The organism is Microcoleus sp. LEGE 07076 (genome assembly GCF_015207455.1).
Classification (GTDB): domain Bacteria; phylum Cyanobacteriota; class Cyanobacteriia; order Cyanobacteriales; family Microcoleaceae; genus Microcoleus.
Map to the genome: position 1 here is coordinate 1 of NZ_JADEWV010000143.1, position 15,656 is coordinate 15,656.

Consider the following 15,656-nt stretch of genomic DNA (forward strand, 5'->3'; position numbering starts at 1 on the left):
GCGGGGAAGTTGGGGGAAAAGGGCGATCGAATAGCGGATTGAAGGGTGTGGCGAAATTTTCGAGTTAAGAGTATTTTAGTTAATGCCGATATAATCTACCCGCTCGAAGTCGCTGCGTACTAAATCATCTAACGTCGGGCCTTTGGGGCGCAAATTAAGGCGATCGCCAGCCCTCACATTTTCGTAATATACGTAGGGAATATAGATATCTTGCTCCTCCATAAAAGCGTAAGTAAATCTAAAACCACTCTCAATGTCCTCAGCTTTAACCTCACGAAAGTTAGAGAGGAATAGGAGATCCATTTCTTCCTCAAAGTACAGCATCTCTGCAAATGCACCTCCGTCGTAACAGTTATAACCAATATAACCGCAAGTATCGCTGCATTTGTAGTAGATGGCGCGAGTGGATAGGAAGTTAGAAAGGGTGATAGCATCTCCTTCTCCAAATACAAGTTGATATGGCTGATATTTCACTTGTTCAACGATTGTCCAAGGGTGTCCTCGGAACTGAAACACAATATAGCTTTCGGCGGTGATTTCGATTTCGCGATCGTAGATATCCCGTTCCCAAACATCCGCACGTCTCGCCCTACTAAGCTTTTCGGCCACTGACTCAATAGGAGCGCGAACCAGAAGTAGATTTTGGTTTCTGTCAATTGTTTCAATACCTCGGCGCTCTTCAATAGACATAATTTTCACCATTAAGTAAACTATGAATGAGTAGATAATAAACCTTTAATCTCTATTTTGTAGCACAAAAACAGAACAAACGTAGAAATTTAATATTTAGACAGTACCAGTAATGCTGAAATACTCCTACTTAATTTCTGTTTTTTCTTCTGTCCTTATTGCGTCTCTACCTCTTTTTCAAATTGTAGCGAATGCTCAGGAAGAACCAGGGTGCTTTATACTTGATTCATCAGGTCAAGTGAATAGACTCGATCCTTTATGCAAGCGCGATGAACAGCAGAAATTAAGGAATGCTATGAAAGCTCAAGAACTTTATCAACAAGGATTCGACCTCGGTCGCAGAGAACTGTATAAGGAAGCATCTGAAGCTTTTACTCAAGCAATTAATCTCAATCCTGACTTTGTAGAAGCGTATATGATCCGTGCTCGTATGCGAGCTGTAATTGGAGAAAAACAGGGTGGAGTGGAAGATTTTCAGAAAGCTATAGAAATCTTGAGGGCTAGAGGACAATCGCAAATGGCTGATCTGCTTTTAGTTTCATTGAATTCGCTGCAAAATGAAATTAGGTTTGACCAGGAAGACCAGGGTCAACCGGAAGTTGAAGATGAGCCGAAAGGTAAATAAGCAGCCTAAATTTTAGTTTTGTTTGTAAGGTGCGTCAGGCTTGAAGCGAGTACGAAATAATTAGGTTTTACCTCCGGGGCACCCTACGAAATACCTCAGTCATCTTTAAGCGTAAGGCACTGGATCTTTTAATCCCAATTCCTCAAAAGCCGCCAGCCGCAGCCGACAAGAATCGCAAACGCCGCAGGCATTTTCCCCGCCTGCATAGCAAGACCAAGTTTGCTCCCAAGGCACTCCCAAATTATTCCCCAATTCAATTATTTCGGTTTTTTTAAGTTCGATCAAAGGTGTGACAATCTTAATAGCTTCTCCTTCCCTTCCCTGCTTCGTTCCTAACCGAAATACTTCCTGCATGGCTTGGATGTAATCGAGGCGACAGTCGGGATAGCCGGAATAATCTAAAGCGTTGACGCCGATGTAAATTCGCTGAGCTTCTAGAGTTTCTGCGTAGGCGAGGGCAAAGCTGAGAAAGATTGTATTTCTAGCTGGAACGTAGGTAATGGGGATGTTTTGGGACATTTCTCCAAGAGTGCGATCGATCGGCAATTCCATCTGATTGTCTGTCAAAGCCGAACCGCCCCACAGCGTCAAATCAAAGTTTATCACCTGATGCGCCTTAACATCCGCTGCAAGTGCGATCGCCCTTGCTGAATCCAACTCCCGCCGATGTCTTTGCTGGTAGTCAAACGAAATAGCGTAACACTCGCAGCCGTCGGCTTTGGCTTGATACAAAACTGTTGAGGAATCCAGCCCTCCCGACAATAAAATAACTGCTTTCACTTAAAATAACCTCGATTGCATCAGGTTTTATATTTTATATCAAATCTGTTGTCAATTGACAAGATAGGACGGCGGTTGAAACCGCGTCTACAAAAACGTAGGCGTTAGCCTTCCCGAAGGGTAGTCCGCCTCCGCGGACTGAAGAAGATCAAATAATTTTAACCACCGAGTCTTCTTCAACCCGCGGAGGCGGGTTTTGTTTGTATAGAAGCGGTTTCAACCGCGCCCGTCTTCAGGCAACAAATCGTCTAGTTCGCGGTAATCTGGCAAAGTTGTATCAATTTCTTTGCCTTGCCGCAAAACTGTGCGATCGCGCTGCGATCGAGATAACAATTCGCTGAAAGTTCGCGCCTTAAATAAAATCAAGTCAGCGGGTAAACCAACTCCTATTCGTCCTACATTCGGCAATCCCATTAAATCTGCTGGTGTTGTTGTGACTGTGCGCGGCCAATCTTCCCAATGCCTGTCTAAATGGGCAATGCGGACTGACATATTAAAGACTTCTAAAACATCGTGATCTCCAAATCCGTAAAACGGATCGCGACAGTTGTCGCTAGCAACTGTGACGGGAATTCCTGCTGCTTTGAGTTCGTGCAGCAGCGTCACTCCCCGCCAGCGCGGTGTACGCCCCGATTCTCTGTCTTGCAAATAAAGGTTGCACATCGGTAAGCTGACAATGCCAATATTTGCTTGCTTGACTAATGTCAAAGTTTCTGTTACTAAATCCGGCGGTTGTACGGCTAAACTGCAGCAGTGCCCGCAGATAATTTGACCGCTAAATTTATGGCGGATGGCGGTTTTGGCGACTTCCTGCAATGTTGTTGATTCTGGATCGTCGGTTTCGTCGGTGTGGAAGTCGAGATTTAAACCACGTTCTTCGGCTAAGCTAAATACGCGATCGAGTTGTTTGTCTAAATCGGGATTCATGTAGGCGACTCCGCCGAGAATGCCGCCGATTTGGGCAATTTTGTCTGCTAATTTTTCGCCTGCGGGTGTCAGGAAATAGTCGAGGGAAACTAGGGAAACTGCTTGCAAAATTAGCCGATCGCCCCATTCGGCTTGCAAAGCTTCAAATACTGCTAAACTAAGGGTTCCCTGTTCGCCGGCGGAGTCAATGTGAGTGCGGATGGCTTTGGTGCCGTGGGCGTAGCTGCATTTGAGTCCGAACTGCATCCGCCGGTAAACATCCTCTGCATTCCAGTGTTTTTGGGCATCAGCGCGTGCTGCTTCGATCGCGCCCGCAAACGTACCGTCGGGATTGGGCGATCGTTCCCAAATCTGGCCTTTGTCTAAATGCGCGTGCATATCCACAAAGCAAGGGAAAACTAAGCCGCTTTGCAAGTCTACAACTGGAATATCTGGAAGTTGGGATAAAGGTTCGGTATTTGTGGGGATGATTTGGGCGATCGCGCCGCCTGCAATTTCCAGATCCACTGCACAAAAATCGTTCTCAGTCGTTGTGGCGACAGTAGAATCCGCTGACGAAGCTAGAAATTCCATCTCCAGAAGAGACTGGGGCACGCGACCATTTTTCAGCAAATAATTAGATGTACTTGGCAACATTAAAATTGTGAGTTAGAATTTTTTTGATTGTTGAGAATTACCAGTTGTCACTCTCCCAACACTTGCAGGAGTTGCGAACATCTCTAGAGACCATCTAAATGAAAGTAAAAAGCATTTTTTGTATAAGTGCGATCGCCTCAAAAGCTCCCGCGCACTCAAACAAAACACAGATGCTACCATCTCTATTTCCCTCTTCCTCTCCATTCTAGCTCCTCTGCGCCCTCTGCGCCCTCTGCGGTAAATAAAAAAAAATCTTATTCACAAATAAAATGTAATTTATCTAAAAAATTCAGTTAAATAGGTAGCTTCTATATTGGCAGTACACTCCTCAACCTGCAATCACAAATGCCAAACGTTTCAAGTTTTGACGAAAGCGCGGAAATCCCAGTCAATCGATTTTAGATTTTAGATTTTAGATTTTAGAGGCGACCCCACGGGTAAAATCGGGGGGCAAGTTTCATCTGATACAGGTTTTTTATTTCTCCACGGATGAATCCGGGGGCTTGTATCCTGGATGCTTTCGCTCACAATTTTGGCTATCTCAGATACTTCCCGAGCATGAATCTTGTTGCTATCATAAATCACTGCTTCAAATTGCCAAGCAGCTTACAACCAACAGCAGTATATATTATAGCAAGAGCCAAAAACAACTGTGTCAAAACCCAAGCATATAGTTTTAACATCCCATCCCGACAGATCCGGCGCGAAACCAATTCCCATTTACTGGGGAGAAATCGATCCGCTGAAACGCGGGCCTGTGATTGGCAGCCTCAGCAAATCGTCTCACCGGAATGCGATCGGCACTCATTCGGGTTCTTACTCTGTTTATCGGGCGCTAGCAGTTGCTTCCGGCGCACTCCAAGCAGATCACCTGCCAGATTTTACTAACACATCTCCGGCCGCACGCATCGGCCCTCACCGGAGTTGGGGCGATCGCAATTCGATTGTTTCTCTCGATCCCTTTGGGGGTTTGGTTAGCGAAATTTATACTTCATTTTTTCAGCAGGGATACGATATTCGACCGACAATTGCTGTCACTAAAGCTCACATTAATATGCCGGAATTGCAAGAAGCGATCGCTAAAGGGCGGGTGCAAATTGATGGCAAAATAGTCAAAGCAGGCGGCAATTTAGCAGTCACTAAAATTGCGATCGACCCGGTGTGGTATTTGCCGGGAATTGCCCGCAGGATAGGTGCCCAAGAAAGCTTTCTCCGCCGTGTTTTGTTCGAGCAAACAGGCGGTATGTTCTCGGATTTAGTAACGCGGCCGGATTTGCAGGTTTTCTTGCCACCAATTGGCGGAACTACAGTTTATATTATTGGCGATGTCGCGCATATTTCTGACCCCCAGAAGCAGTTGGCGGTAAGGGTACACGATGAATGCAACGGTTCTGATGTGTTCAGTTCGGATATCTGCACTTGCCGCCCTTATTTGGTACACGGGATTGAAATTTGCATCCAAACTGCACAAGCCGGCGGTTCTGGAGTAATTGTTTATTTCCGCAAGGAAGGAAGAGCTTTGGGGGAAGTGACTAAGTTTTTGGTGTACAATGCCAGAAAACGGCAGGAAGGGGGCGATCGCGCTGATGCCTATTTTACTCGCACTGAATGTGTCGCCGGAGTTCAAGATATGCGGTTTCAAGAACTGATGCCAGATGTTTTGCACTGGTTGGGAATCTCTCGCATTGACCGTTTAGTTTCTATGAGCGAGCTCAAATACAATGCGATTATCAACTCGGGCATTCAAGTGGTCGATCGCATCCCCATTCCCGAAGATTGGATTCCCGCAGACGCACAAGTCGAAATCGTCGCCAAAAAAGCCGCCGGCTACTACACGCCAGACCCTGTGCCAAATGCTACAATTCTTGCAGAAGCGATCGGACGCGATTTAGGAGATTGACAGGGTAAAGACGCGAGCAATCAAACGCGAACAATCGCGTCTTTGTCCAATAAAATTTATTGCTGGTTTTTAACCTGTCAGGGTAGGTTATGGCTAATTTGCGTTCTACTGTTATAGTAAAAACAGATATTTGCGGATATACCGCCCGAGTTAAAAATTTATCTCAGTCGGACTTAAGTAGTTTGTTAAACGAACATAAAACTTTTATTTCTGATATTAGCATTAGAAATGAAGGCAGCGTGATTAAAGGCGAAGGAGATTCATTTTGGATGATTTTTCCCAGCGTCACAGCAGCGGCGATGGCAGCCATAGAAATGCAGCAAGAATTGAGAAGCCAACAATCTAGCAAATCGAACGATGAACGATTGGCTATTCGCGTCTCAATTACATTAGGAGATGTCTTGCACCAAGATAAAGATATCTTTGGCGATACAGTCAATTTAACAGCGCGCATAGAATCAGTAACTCCGCCGGATGAAATATATTTGTCCCAAGCAGCATGGCTGGCACTTAACAAAGCAGAGGTGCAAACATCTTTTGTCAACGAGTTTTCTTTGAAAGGGATGAGCGAACCTGAAAAAGTTTACAAAGTTGACCAAAGTTACAAAACGCGCATAGTAGAAAATCAAGCAATAATTAAAGTTGATTTGAGAGGATTCGTTGCTTATCAAGAATCTAATTCTATCAAAGATGTTGAATATTTATTGACTCAATTCGATACTTTTGAAAAAACAATTTGCGAAGAATACGGCGGCACAATTCGGAGTATTGTTGGCGATTCGCATTTGTTGACTTTCCCGGAAGCTCACTCAGCCTTAGCGGCAATGGAAAGTTTGTGCGAGAATTGGAAACTGTTTATTCACGGCAATCAAATACCTTGCGGTTTGTCGGTGGGAGTTGCTAAAGGAAATTTGTATATATTTCGGTCTTGTACTTACGGAAAAGATATTAACGTAGCTGGCAGGCTGGAAGCTTTAAGTAAAATAGTATCTCCGGCTACTGAAAAAAATTCGGTGATAGTTTCAGATCAAATCAAACGCGAAGTCAGTGGCTCGAAGTGGGAATATAAGCTGATTAAACTCGATAAAAATGCGATTTTAGATAATCTTTTAGATTACAGTCAGTTTGACTTTTTTCAAGAAAACGATGTTTACCGGTGTTTGGTTGCATGAAGTTGAATAAAATTGAACTTGAAACGGTAGAATATCTGAGAAAGCCCGCTGCGATTCGCCAAAAGTGCGATCGGCTTTTTAATTTAGCTTCCGAAAATAAACTCCGCTACTTCCGCGTCGATTTATCCCAACTCGACAAAGCAGTAAATTATGTAATCGACACAACCCGCCAACAGTATCCCGATTTTAACATTCCCTTTCACAGTCGCTGGCGGCATTTTGAAGCGGGCCACCTGTCGCGACTCGCCAAATTAGCCTCCGATTTAGCAGAATTTTCACCCGTAGAGCAAGCTAAAATCAAATTTGATTTAGCAATTGTCAGCGTTTTGCTTGATGCCGGTGCCGGTGCAGATTGGCAGTATTGCGAACCAGAAACCGGAGAGGTTTACCGCCGTTCAGAAGGATTAGCAATAGCCACTTTTCGGATGTTTTGTCAAGGTGTTTTTTCCAGCAATCCCGATTTTCCTTTTTCTGCTGATTCTCTGGGACTTTCTCAATTAAAACTAGAAACCTTAGCTGCTGGATTTCAGGTAAGTCGAGACAATCCGCTAGTTGGTTTAACGGGCAGATTAGAATTGTTGCAGCGTTTGGGGAAGGCGATTTGCCAGTATCCATTATTATTTGGTAGCAAAAATCCCCGTCCCGGCAATTTGGTACAATACTTGCTCGACAGTCGGGTTTCTGGAGTCAAAACTGTGAAAGCTTCTGAAGTGTTGAGTGCTGTTTTGACAGGTTTTGGGGAAATTTGGCCAGGAAGATATGCCATTGGTGAAGTTAATTTAGGCGATGTTTGGCGGCATCCAGCTTTGAGAGGAGAAAATCTGGGAGATGAATTCGTACCGTTTCACAAACTCTCGCAGTGGTTGACTTATTCGCTGTTGGAACCGCTGCAAGAACTCGGTTTAGATGTCGCCGGATTGGATGAGTTAACGGGTTTGCCGGAGTATCGAAACGGCGGTTTGTGTTTGGATATCGGGCTGCTGCGGGCAAAAGATGCGGCAGTTTTTGAACATAGTTACTTGCCCGGTTCGGAAGTTATAGTGGAATGGCGATCGCTAACTGTGATTCTTTTAGATAAAATTGCCGCAGCTATGCGAGAAAAGCTGGATTTGAGTGCGACACAATTGCCCCTGGTGAAGATTTTGCAAGGAGGAACTTGGGCGGCGGGGCGGAAAATTGCCGGGGAATTGAGAGTTGGTGGAGTGCCGCCAATTCTGATTAAAAGTGACGGGACTGTGTTTTAGGATCGAAAACTTAATAACTTAAACACCTCCTACAGTCCTCTCTCTTGTAAGTTGCCTTCCTCAAAGGATGCAGAGCCTCACCTATCTGCATTACCAGGCAGAGCCTGGTAACGAGAAACTATTCCTCACACTACACTCCCAACAAGCTGCTTAGCGGCAAGTACGATATTTGACGTGATAAACTAAACCGCGATGAGCTAAATCGAAGGAGTCAACGGTTGCCATGCCGGCACCGCGGGCTGTCATTGCCGCATTTACTCGCATATTTACACTGTCGCCGCAGCGAGACCAAACATTAGCTACAGTGGCTAAGCTATCTCGAACGTTGTAGTTAGTTTCCCCACTTAAATTCCGATTGAAAACTGGGCCGCGGCTTCCAGCGAAAAAGTATTCTGCTCGCAGGTTGCCTGTTGTTCTAGGAGCAATGTAGCCGCGGTAATCAGCATCGTAGATAGAAATTTGGAAGCCTTGGGGTACTTTGATGGGGATGCTCAGATTGCAGCTTTTCCGGGTTTCTGTTGAGACATTTCCTTGGGCTGCAAATTTATCAAATAGGATGGTTAGTTCTTGACCGTCGGGGCTGACGCTGACGCTGGCGGATCGGTCTGGGCAACCGCTACCGCCGTAGCTGGCACCTAATATTTGAACGGCAGGATTAGCTAAGGCGGGGCTGATAGAAGCGGTCATCAATGCTGTCGCCAGCAATAGTTTTACAAACTTCATGGATTTTCTCCTTAAGGTTTTTCGTTAGGACAATCCTGAATTATTCAAGGAATATTGAGGCTGTACCTTTCCAATTTGGAGATGGCAAGCCGTTACTGAAAAGGCTGTCAGACTCTGACTGAGAGCTAGATATCTGTATCTGGCTCGGGGCTTTTTCGAGTGGCATTAATTTATCGACTAATACCGGTTTTGTCCTGATGCTTTATAGGATTCATTTGTTTTAAAGACTGCTCCGGAAGATTTTGCTGCCAATTATTTAGATTTTTTTGTGAGGCTTTTTGGGGAACAAAGCTTGGTTTTTTGTGTCGGCGCTGCGCTAGGGAATATTTGTCGCTCGGCAAATTGTATTTCTTCGCTGTTGGCTCAGAAGAGATGCTTGAATTCGGGAATTACAGCCGCTGGATATGTAGTAAAAGGTTCTGTCTGGTAGCGGGGAACGAGAAAAAAGTGACGGTATCTGTATTTTCTGGCAGATTCTGGAAATCAGAATTATAATAATAAAAATTAACTTTTAAAAAAAATGACGGCTAAAGTTACTGTCATCGACCATCCTTTGATACAGCACAAGTTAACTCTGATGCGGCAAATTCAAACGAGTACGGGGAAATTTCGCCAACTGCTGAAAGAGATTGGGATGCTGTTAGCTTATGAGGTGACGCGAGATTTGCCGCTGAAATACGAAGCAATAGAAACGCCGATCGCACATATGAATGCACCGATGCTGGCTGCGTCTAAGAAAATTGTGATTATTTCGATTATGCGGGCCGGTCAGGGGCTTTTGGAGAGTATTTTGGAACTGATTCCGTCGGCGAGGGTGGGACATATTGGTTTGTACCGCGATCCGACAACTCTGATGGCGATCGAGTATTATTTCAAAGTTCCGCAGGATATCGGACAGCGAGATGTTTTAGTTGTCGATCCGATGCTGGCTACTGGTAATTCTGCCGTAGCGGCAGTGGATCGACTTAAAGAAGTTAATCCTAAGTCTATTAAGTTTTTGTGCTTGCTGGCTGCGCCGGAGGGAATTAAGCACTTTCATCAACAGCATCCTGATGTGCAGATTTATACGGCGGCTGTTGATGAGGGTTTGGACGATCGCGGTTATATTGTACCGGGACTGGGAGATGCGGGCGATCGGCTTTACGGCACTATGTGAATTCAATAAAATGTTTTTTTGATGTATATCCCAATACATTCATTTAAAAATAAGTTCAGTGACATAAGTATTGGTTTGATTGTGCCATCTCATGTAAATTGTCAGATATTAATGTCAGGGAAAATCTATATTTAGCAATAGTTGCAGGCTTTTTGATCTTGAATTCGTAAATTGCATTATCTATATGTATTTACTGCATTTAATTGTAAAATTTTATGCCTTGAGTGTAGCTAATAGCAGGAGTTAGTAGATAAAATAGATATATGATGCTAACCGCTTGCGAGCGACTAATAAAAATTTTTGACGAGGAAAAAAGAATGCAGACTACAGTACAGAAGGAAGCCTCACATCAGCCTGCTGAGGAAGTGAAAGTTAACAGCACCAACAGTGTGGAGTTTGAGCTTTGGGCAAAAGCGGTGAAAAGGCAGATGATTGCAGCGCTCTCTAAAAAGGGTGCGATGTAAATTGAATTAAGAAAATTGTTGTCTGTATTGTTTTCCGAGATTAAAAGGGGTGGATCGGGAGATAGGAGAGGGGGATCAGAAACCCTTTTCCTTATTCATAGTTTTGAACGCAGGGGTGAGATCAAATTTGTTAACGTCGGAATGATTCATATATCTCTTGTGTGCATCGGCGCGAATCGGTGTCAATCAATTGTCATCTGCGGTGATAAATTCTGTTTTTTACCGCAGATACAGGCAGATTAACGCAGATTAACGCAGATGAATGATCTGGATTCTGGTTGCAGTGTCAGCGGTTGACTGTTGAGTGTTGACTGGATTCTACTATTGGGATTCTACCGGATTCACTCTGACTGGAAACTGGGTTTTTTTACGAAAATACTTCTGTTGCGATCGGCAGAAATGGTGAAAAACTCCGGTTTCTCTGTGTCAAGAGTGTGTCCTGGACTGTTTCCCTGCTAATGGTTTTTGCCAGATTACGATCGCTTGTCAACCGCCGCCAGCAAGCGCAGACTTCCGTCTTGAATCTGCACTGCTTTGACAGTTCCTACGGCGACTCTTTGTTGACCGTTAGCCATCGCTACTTCAATCTTAATCTTGGGGTCAGCCTGCAAGCCCAGCCGCCCCCAGAGCCATTTGATTTGAGTAGCAGGAAAAGAACTCACTTCTACATCTGTAAAGGGCGAGTTTACCCAGCGGCTGCCGTCGTAAAAACTGGCTACTTGTACCTGATACCAAACTTGTTCTGGGGTCAATGTTAACTGGTTTTTTGCTTCGGGTTCCAGCCACTCAGCGGGATTGATATTGTTAATTAAAGTTGCAGATCCCATAATTTGACTTTTGTGGTCTTCTAAAGTTTGGGCTAGAGAAACTGCTTCATCAAGTTTGTTGACCAAATTCCGAATTCTACTTCTAGTTTCGCTGTCGGTATCTAATTGCTGGTCGAGCCAGTTCATCGCCTCGCGAGTTCCGTCTTGAGACGCTACAATCAGAGCGCCCCAAGCCTTGACATCGCTGTCAGCGGCATTGATTTTCAAGGAGGCATCTACGCGGTTCATGATCCGCCCGCCGTCATTTTTGAGGGTTGTGGCAATTTCGTGACTGTTGCTTTGATCGGCTTCAAATACTTGCAAAGCTTCGCTCCAGCGGCCGTCGATCAGTTCTGCGAGAACTTGTTGGCCGGGACTGGCCCAAGATGCGATCGCCTGGGCGCGAGTAATTTTAGCGTGAAATTCGATCGTTTCTAGCTGAGCTTGGGCGAGTGCGGGCCAATTTTTGCCGGCTTTTCCCTTAGCAATACGCATGACATTTAATCCCGGAGACCACAGCCCGCTGTTGGCCAGCCGCAGACCATTTTTGTAAGTCTGGTCGTTGAAGGCAAATTCTTCTAAAGAAATCGGTGTTAACTGAACTGGGTTGGGCACAAATTTGCGCGGGCCAATTTGATAAATGGTAAATTGCGGCTCTAAACCAACTGTTTGGTCGATCGCCAACTGCGGATTTGAACCTTTAATAATTTGCTGCCAATTCGGCGGTTGTCCGGCTGCACTCGCCCAATCTAACAGCGAAATTAAATGATTTTGGCTGGGGTTGTAGCGAACGACTTGTCCGTAGGGAATTTTTTTGTCGCCGCGCACCAGTTTACCACTGAGATTAAACCAAATTCCCTCGGCGGGGGGCTTGCCGTCAAAGCGGCGCAGTTCTGTTAGGGGTAGCGATTGATTGGAGGCTTGATTGTTGGACTGGGAGTCAGCTAAAGAAGTAATGACAAAAGATTCTGCTGGGCCTTCTAGATTCACAGAATTTGCTAATTGAAAATACTGCTCTTGATCGGAATCGCGATCGGGAAGCTGCACCCGCTTGTAGACGCGAAGTTCGACAATTTGACGGCAAGGATTTTTGCAAACGGTAGAAGCATTAACCGTCCTTTCTACCATCACTGGTAATAGCAAATCGAAAATAGAATTATCGCCGGAGCCATCGGCCCGAAGGCGCAGGGGTTCGCCGGTTAGGAATCCCAATTTGCCGACGCTGGCTTTGATTTGGGCGAGAGTTTGGATGGAATCTCTGCTACCGGTAGGCAGGCGGGACCATCCAGGGACAAACTGAGAGACTAACCTGTTACCATTGGGATCGACAATTAGCTGGTAACTCAGCCAAGCGCCGCCTCCCATCAAAGCGGAGCAGCCGCACAAAATACTGAGGGCTGTCAAATTAGCTACCAGTCTTTTCCAGGGATATCTGGGGCGAGTTGGGGAAGCAAGTATGGGAAGCTGGGACTCTTGAAGTTTTTTGGGGCGTCGAGTTTGGCGGCGGCGTCTTGTAGGAACAGGAGCAACTTTGGCATTTTCTGGGGGTTTGACTCGATTTTTTGAGGGGTTGATTTTGTGTTCCATCGTCCAATTTTAGAATTTAGATTTTAGAATTTAGAGTTTAAAATTGCAATAGTCGATCGTACTGCCGACCTATGATATCCCAGGTGTATTGGCTTTCCACAAGCGATCGCGCGCCTTCGGACAACTCCTGTCTTAGCTGCTGATTTTCAAACAAACTGGTAATCGCCTCAACATACTCCTGAACTTTGTTCGCCCGCAAGGCCCTTTTCGGTTGTGCGCCGCCATCGACGGCTAAACCCTCCAAACCTCGATCGCTCGCAACCACCGGGATTCCTGCAGCCATCGCCTCCAAAGTTTTATTTTTAATCCCAAAACCAATTCGCATCGGCACCACACACACAGCAGCCTGATGCAAATATTCTGCCATCCTTTGTACCCGGCCTACTACTTGAATTCCTTGGAGTTTCCCCAAGGCGAGCACTTCCGGGACTGGCGAAGCCCCGACTAGAGTCAGAGTAGCATCGGGATATCGCTGCTGCAGGGCAGGCAATATTTGCCAACTGAGAAACTGCGCTGCGTCAATATTGGGCAAATTGTTCATTGCGCCTGCAAAAATTAAGCTGTGTCCTCCCGGATCGATCGAGCGGCACGGAAATTCTGTCAAATCCACACCGTTAGGAATGACATCAATGCGAGGGAGAAAAACATCTGCTTTCAGGGAAAGCCTCGGGGGCGACAGCAATTCTAGGAGTTGCTGCTTGTCTGTGGATGTGGTGGCGACAATGCGGGAGAATTTGGCGCAGTAGCGTGTTTCGTAGCGGGCTAGCAGGGGTAAATTCAGTCGATCGCGCAGGGGTTTTTGGGACGTGCCGCTGGCTAACATTTCCCTGCAAGTTCCCCAAACAGAACTGTGAATGTTTACCACTGTCAGCAGTTTTTGCCGCCATTCTGGACGCACGTAAATCTCGTTAACGCTGTGTTCGCAGGTGACAGCATCGCACTTCCCTGCTGCTACCAAATCGTCCGCCCAATTCTGCATGGCTGTCGAGTAGCTTGAGAGCAGGTTGGGAGGCGTCCCAGACCACAAAAATTGACCAAAACGCCGGATTTTTTGGATTTTCCCGGTTGAAACTGTCTTAGGAGTTTGAAAAACTGCCAATTCTGTAACTTGCTGGCGCAATGCGTCGATTTGTGCGTCGGTGACATCGGGCGATCGCACAGTGCCGAGAATTACATCGTGCCTCCGGCTCAAATATTGTAATAAATTAAAAGTCCTTACCTGAGTTCCTCCGCGGCTTGGCGGGTAGGGAAAAGTCGAGGAAAGCATCAAAATCTGCATGGGATGTTGGATAAATGAAATTGCCGCTGTCGCGATAAGATTGACTGATCAAACTTTTTTAACAATCTTCTGACTATGGACGAATTATCTGTCAAGGCGCTGCTCGAAGACTTGAAAAAGTCTGACGAAAGCGTGCGCGATCGGGCAACTACAGAACTCTGGCGGACTTGGTTCAACCAGAAGGGTGAGTATGGGATACAAATTCTCAGGCGATCGCAAGTTTCGCTAGACTCCGGCGATGTTCGCCACGCTTTGGATTTGCTGACGAAACTGATTGGCGAAGCGCCAGATTTTGCTGAAGCTTGGAACCGGCGCGCCGTACTTCACTATACCCAAGGAAATTATAAAAAGTCGATCCAGGATTGCGAAACCGTTCTCAAACTGAACCCGGTGCATTTTGGGGCGCTGCACGGTCTGGGTTTGTGCTACGCTGCCTTGGGAGATTACACAAGCGCTATTCGAGCTTTTCGCCGCGCTTTGGAAATTCAACCCTTTGCTTTGGTGAATCAAAAGTTAATTCTTGAATGTACTGCTCGTTTGAGTTAAAAAAGGAAGAAGGAAAAAGGAAGAAGGAAGAAGGAAGAAGGAAGAAAATCAATGGTTTCAGGATTTTTTTGCGATTTAAAATCTCAAATTTAAAGTGGTGGTTGTAAGGAAGAAGGAAGAAGGAAGAAGGAAGAAGGAAGAAAATCAATGGTTTCAGGATTTTTTTGCGATTTAAAATCTCAAATTTAAAGTGGTGCTTGTGCCGAAAATTAGTGTTTGCATTCCTACTTGCAATCGAGTGAATTTGCTGGCGAGTGCGATCGCCAGCGTGCTAGATCAAACTTATACAGATTTTGAACTAATTGTCTGCGATGACGGTTCGACAGACAGCACTTCCCTGTTGATGTCGGAATTTGTCGATCACCCGATTCGCTACATTCGACACCCGCAGAATATCGGCAAAAGTAATAATATGCGATCGGGATTTGCGGCGGCTAGAGGCGAATATTTTATCAAGTTTGACGATGACGATCGCCTGAGCGCGCAATTTCTAGAGCGGACATCTGCTATTTTAGATAAAGACCCCAGGATTGATTTTGTCAGTACCGACCACTGGGCGATCGACATTCACAATAATATTGACGAAACCAAGACAAAACTGAATTCGCAGCGGTGGGGCCGCACCGAGTTGTCGCCTGGAATTATTGAAGATTTGCTTTCTACAGTTTTTTTGAGACAGAGTTTGCAAATAGGGGCGACTTTGTTTCGGCGCAGCGCGCTGGAAGAAGTAGGATTTCTGCGACCAAACTTGCAAAATTGCGAAGATAACGATTTGTTTGTGAGACTTGCGCTTGCGGGCAAAAAATGCTATTACTTGCCAGAACTGTTGATGGAGTATCGATTTCATGCCCAACAGCAAGGAGTCGATCGAGCAATTCCGTATTTGAGTGATAAATTGCGCTATTTGACCGCCTACGAATTTGAGTCAGAAAAGTTGGAAACATTCAGGCTCGAAAGGCTTGCAGAAACTCAATTAGCCCTAGGTTTGCGGCTGATAGAGGTGGGGGAAACCGCGAAAGGGCGGCGGATGGTCTGGGCGGGCAAATCGGTTTCTGAGGCGAAAATGTGGGCGGCTTTGGGATTTTCGCTGCTGCCGGTCAAGTGCCGGGGGAGGGCTTTTG

General features: G+C 45.7%; 14 protein-coding genes. 8 read left to right on the top strand and 6 right to left on the bottom strand.

What is annotated here, in order from left to right; translation table 11 throughout:
- Positions 1–75 precede the first annotated feature (75 nt).
- Positions 76–690, bottom strand: a complete 615-nt coding sequence (locus tag IQ270_RS20935; protein ID WP_193975142.1) for a hypothetical protein — start codon at positions 688–690, stop codon at positions 76–78.
- Between the two features lie 112 nt (positions 691–802).
- Between IQ270_RS20935 and IQ270_RS20940 the strand changes: the two genes are divergently transcribed.
- A complete protein-coding gene (locus tag IQ270_RS20940; protein ID WP_193975143.1) occupies positions 803–1,315 on the top strand; it encodes a hypothetical protein in 513 nt (170 codons plus the stop codon).
- Positions 1,316–1,420: 105 nt separating this feature from the next.
- Here the strand turns inward: IQ270_RS20940 and queC are convergent, their stop codons facing one another.
- Positions 1,421–2,095 carry a 7-cyano-7-deazaguanine synthase QueC gene (gene queC / locus IQ270_RS20945; protein ID WP_193975144.1) on the bottom strand — a complete coding sequence of 225 codons (675 nt, stop codon included), beginning with the start codon at positions 2,093–2,095 and terminating at the stop codon, positions 1,421–1,423.
- A gap of 216 nt (positions 2,096–2,311) precedes the next feature.
- Positions 2,312–3,658, bottom strand: a complete 1,347-nt coding sequence (locus IQ270_RS20950) for a cytosine deaminase (RefSeq protein WP_193975145.1) — start codon at positions 3,656–3,658, stop codon at positions 2,312–2,314.
- A 652-nt stretch (positions 3,659–4,310) separates the two neighbouring features.
- Here IQ270_RS20950 and IQ270_RS20955 point away from each other — a divergent pair.
- From IQ270_RS20955 to IQ270_RS20965, 3 genes are all read left to right on the top strand, one after another.
- Positions 4,311–5,558 (top strand): GTP cyclohydrolase II, encoded by a 1,248-nt coding sequence (locus tag IQ270_RS20955; protein ID WP_193975146.1) that lies wholly within the window; start codon positions 4,311–4,313, stop codon positions 5,556–5,558.
- Positions 5,559–5,647: 89 nt separating this feature from the next.
- Complete coding sequence (locus IQ270_RS20960; RefSeq protein ID WP_193975147.1) at positions 5,648–6,730, top strand: adenylate/guanylate cyclase domain-containing protein; 1,083 nt, start codon at positions 5,648–5,650, stop codon at positions 6,728–6,730.
- A complete protein-coding gene (locus IQ270_RS20965) occupies positions 6,727–7,974 on the top strand; it encodes a URC4/urg3 family protein (RefSeq protein WP_193975148.1) in 1,248 nt (415 codons plus the stop codon). Before IQ270_RS20960 ends, IQ270_RS20965 begins: the two co-directional genes overlap by 4 nt.
- 150 nt (positions 7,975–8,124) lie before the next feature.
- On the opposite strand, the gene IQ270_RS20970 is transcribed toward IQ270_RS20965, so the two are convergent.
- Positions 8,125–8,697 (bottom strand): DUF4360 domain-containing protein, encoded by a 573-nt coding sequence (locus IQ270_RS20970; RefSeq protein ID WP_193975149.1) that lies wholly within the window; start codon positions 8,695–8,697, stop codon positions 8,125–8,127.
- A gap of 520 nt (positions 8,698–9,217) precedes the next feature.
- Between IQ270_RS20970 and upp the strand changes: the two genes are divergently transcribed.
- Positions 9,218–9,853, top strand: a complete 636-nt coding sequence (upp, locus tag IQ270_RS20975; protein ID WP_193975150.1) for a uracil phosphoribosyltransferase — start codon at positions 9,218–9,220, stop codon at positions 9,851–9,853.
- 317 nt (positions 9,854–10,170) lie between these two features.
- The gene (locus IQ270_RS20980; protein ID WP_193975151.1) at positions 10,171–10,317 is read left to right on the top strand and encodes a hypothetical protein; all 147 of its coding nucleotides are present in this window, start codon (positions 10,171–10,173) and stop codon (positions 10,315–10,317) included.
- A gap of 473 nt (positions 10,318–10,790) precedes the next feature.
- On the opposite strand, the gene IQ270_RS20985 is transcribed toward IQ270_RS20980, so the two are convergent.
- Positions 10,791–12,710, bottom strand: a complete 1,920-nt coding sequence (locus tag IQ270_RS20985; protein ID WP_193975152.1) for a hypothetical protein — start codon at positions 12,708–12,710, stop codon at positions 10,791–10,793.
- 37 nt (positions 12,711–12,747) lie between these two features.
- Positions 12,748–13,989, bottom strand: coding sequence for a glycosyltransferase family 4 protein (locus IQ270_RS20990; protein WP_193975153.1), 1,242 nt, complete (start codon positions 13,987–13,989; stop codon positions 12,748–12,750).
- A 75-nt stretch (positions 13,990–14,064) separates the two neighbouring features.
- Here IQ270_RS20990 and IQ270_RS20995 point away from each other — a divergent pair, with 75 nt between their 5' ends.
- Entirely contained in the window at positions 14,065–14,535 is a 471-nt protein-coding gene (locus IQ270_RS20995; RefSeq protein ID WP_193975154.1) for a tetratricopeptide repeat protein, read from the top strand.
- A gap of 199 nt (positions 14,536–14,734) precedes the next feature.
- On the top strand, positions 14,735–15,656 hold a 922-nt coding region (locus tag IQ270_RS21000; RefSeq protein WP_193975155.1), incomplete at its 3' end, for a glycosyltransferase.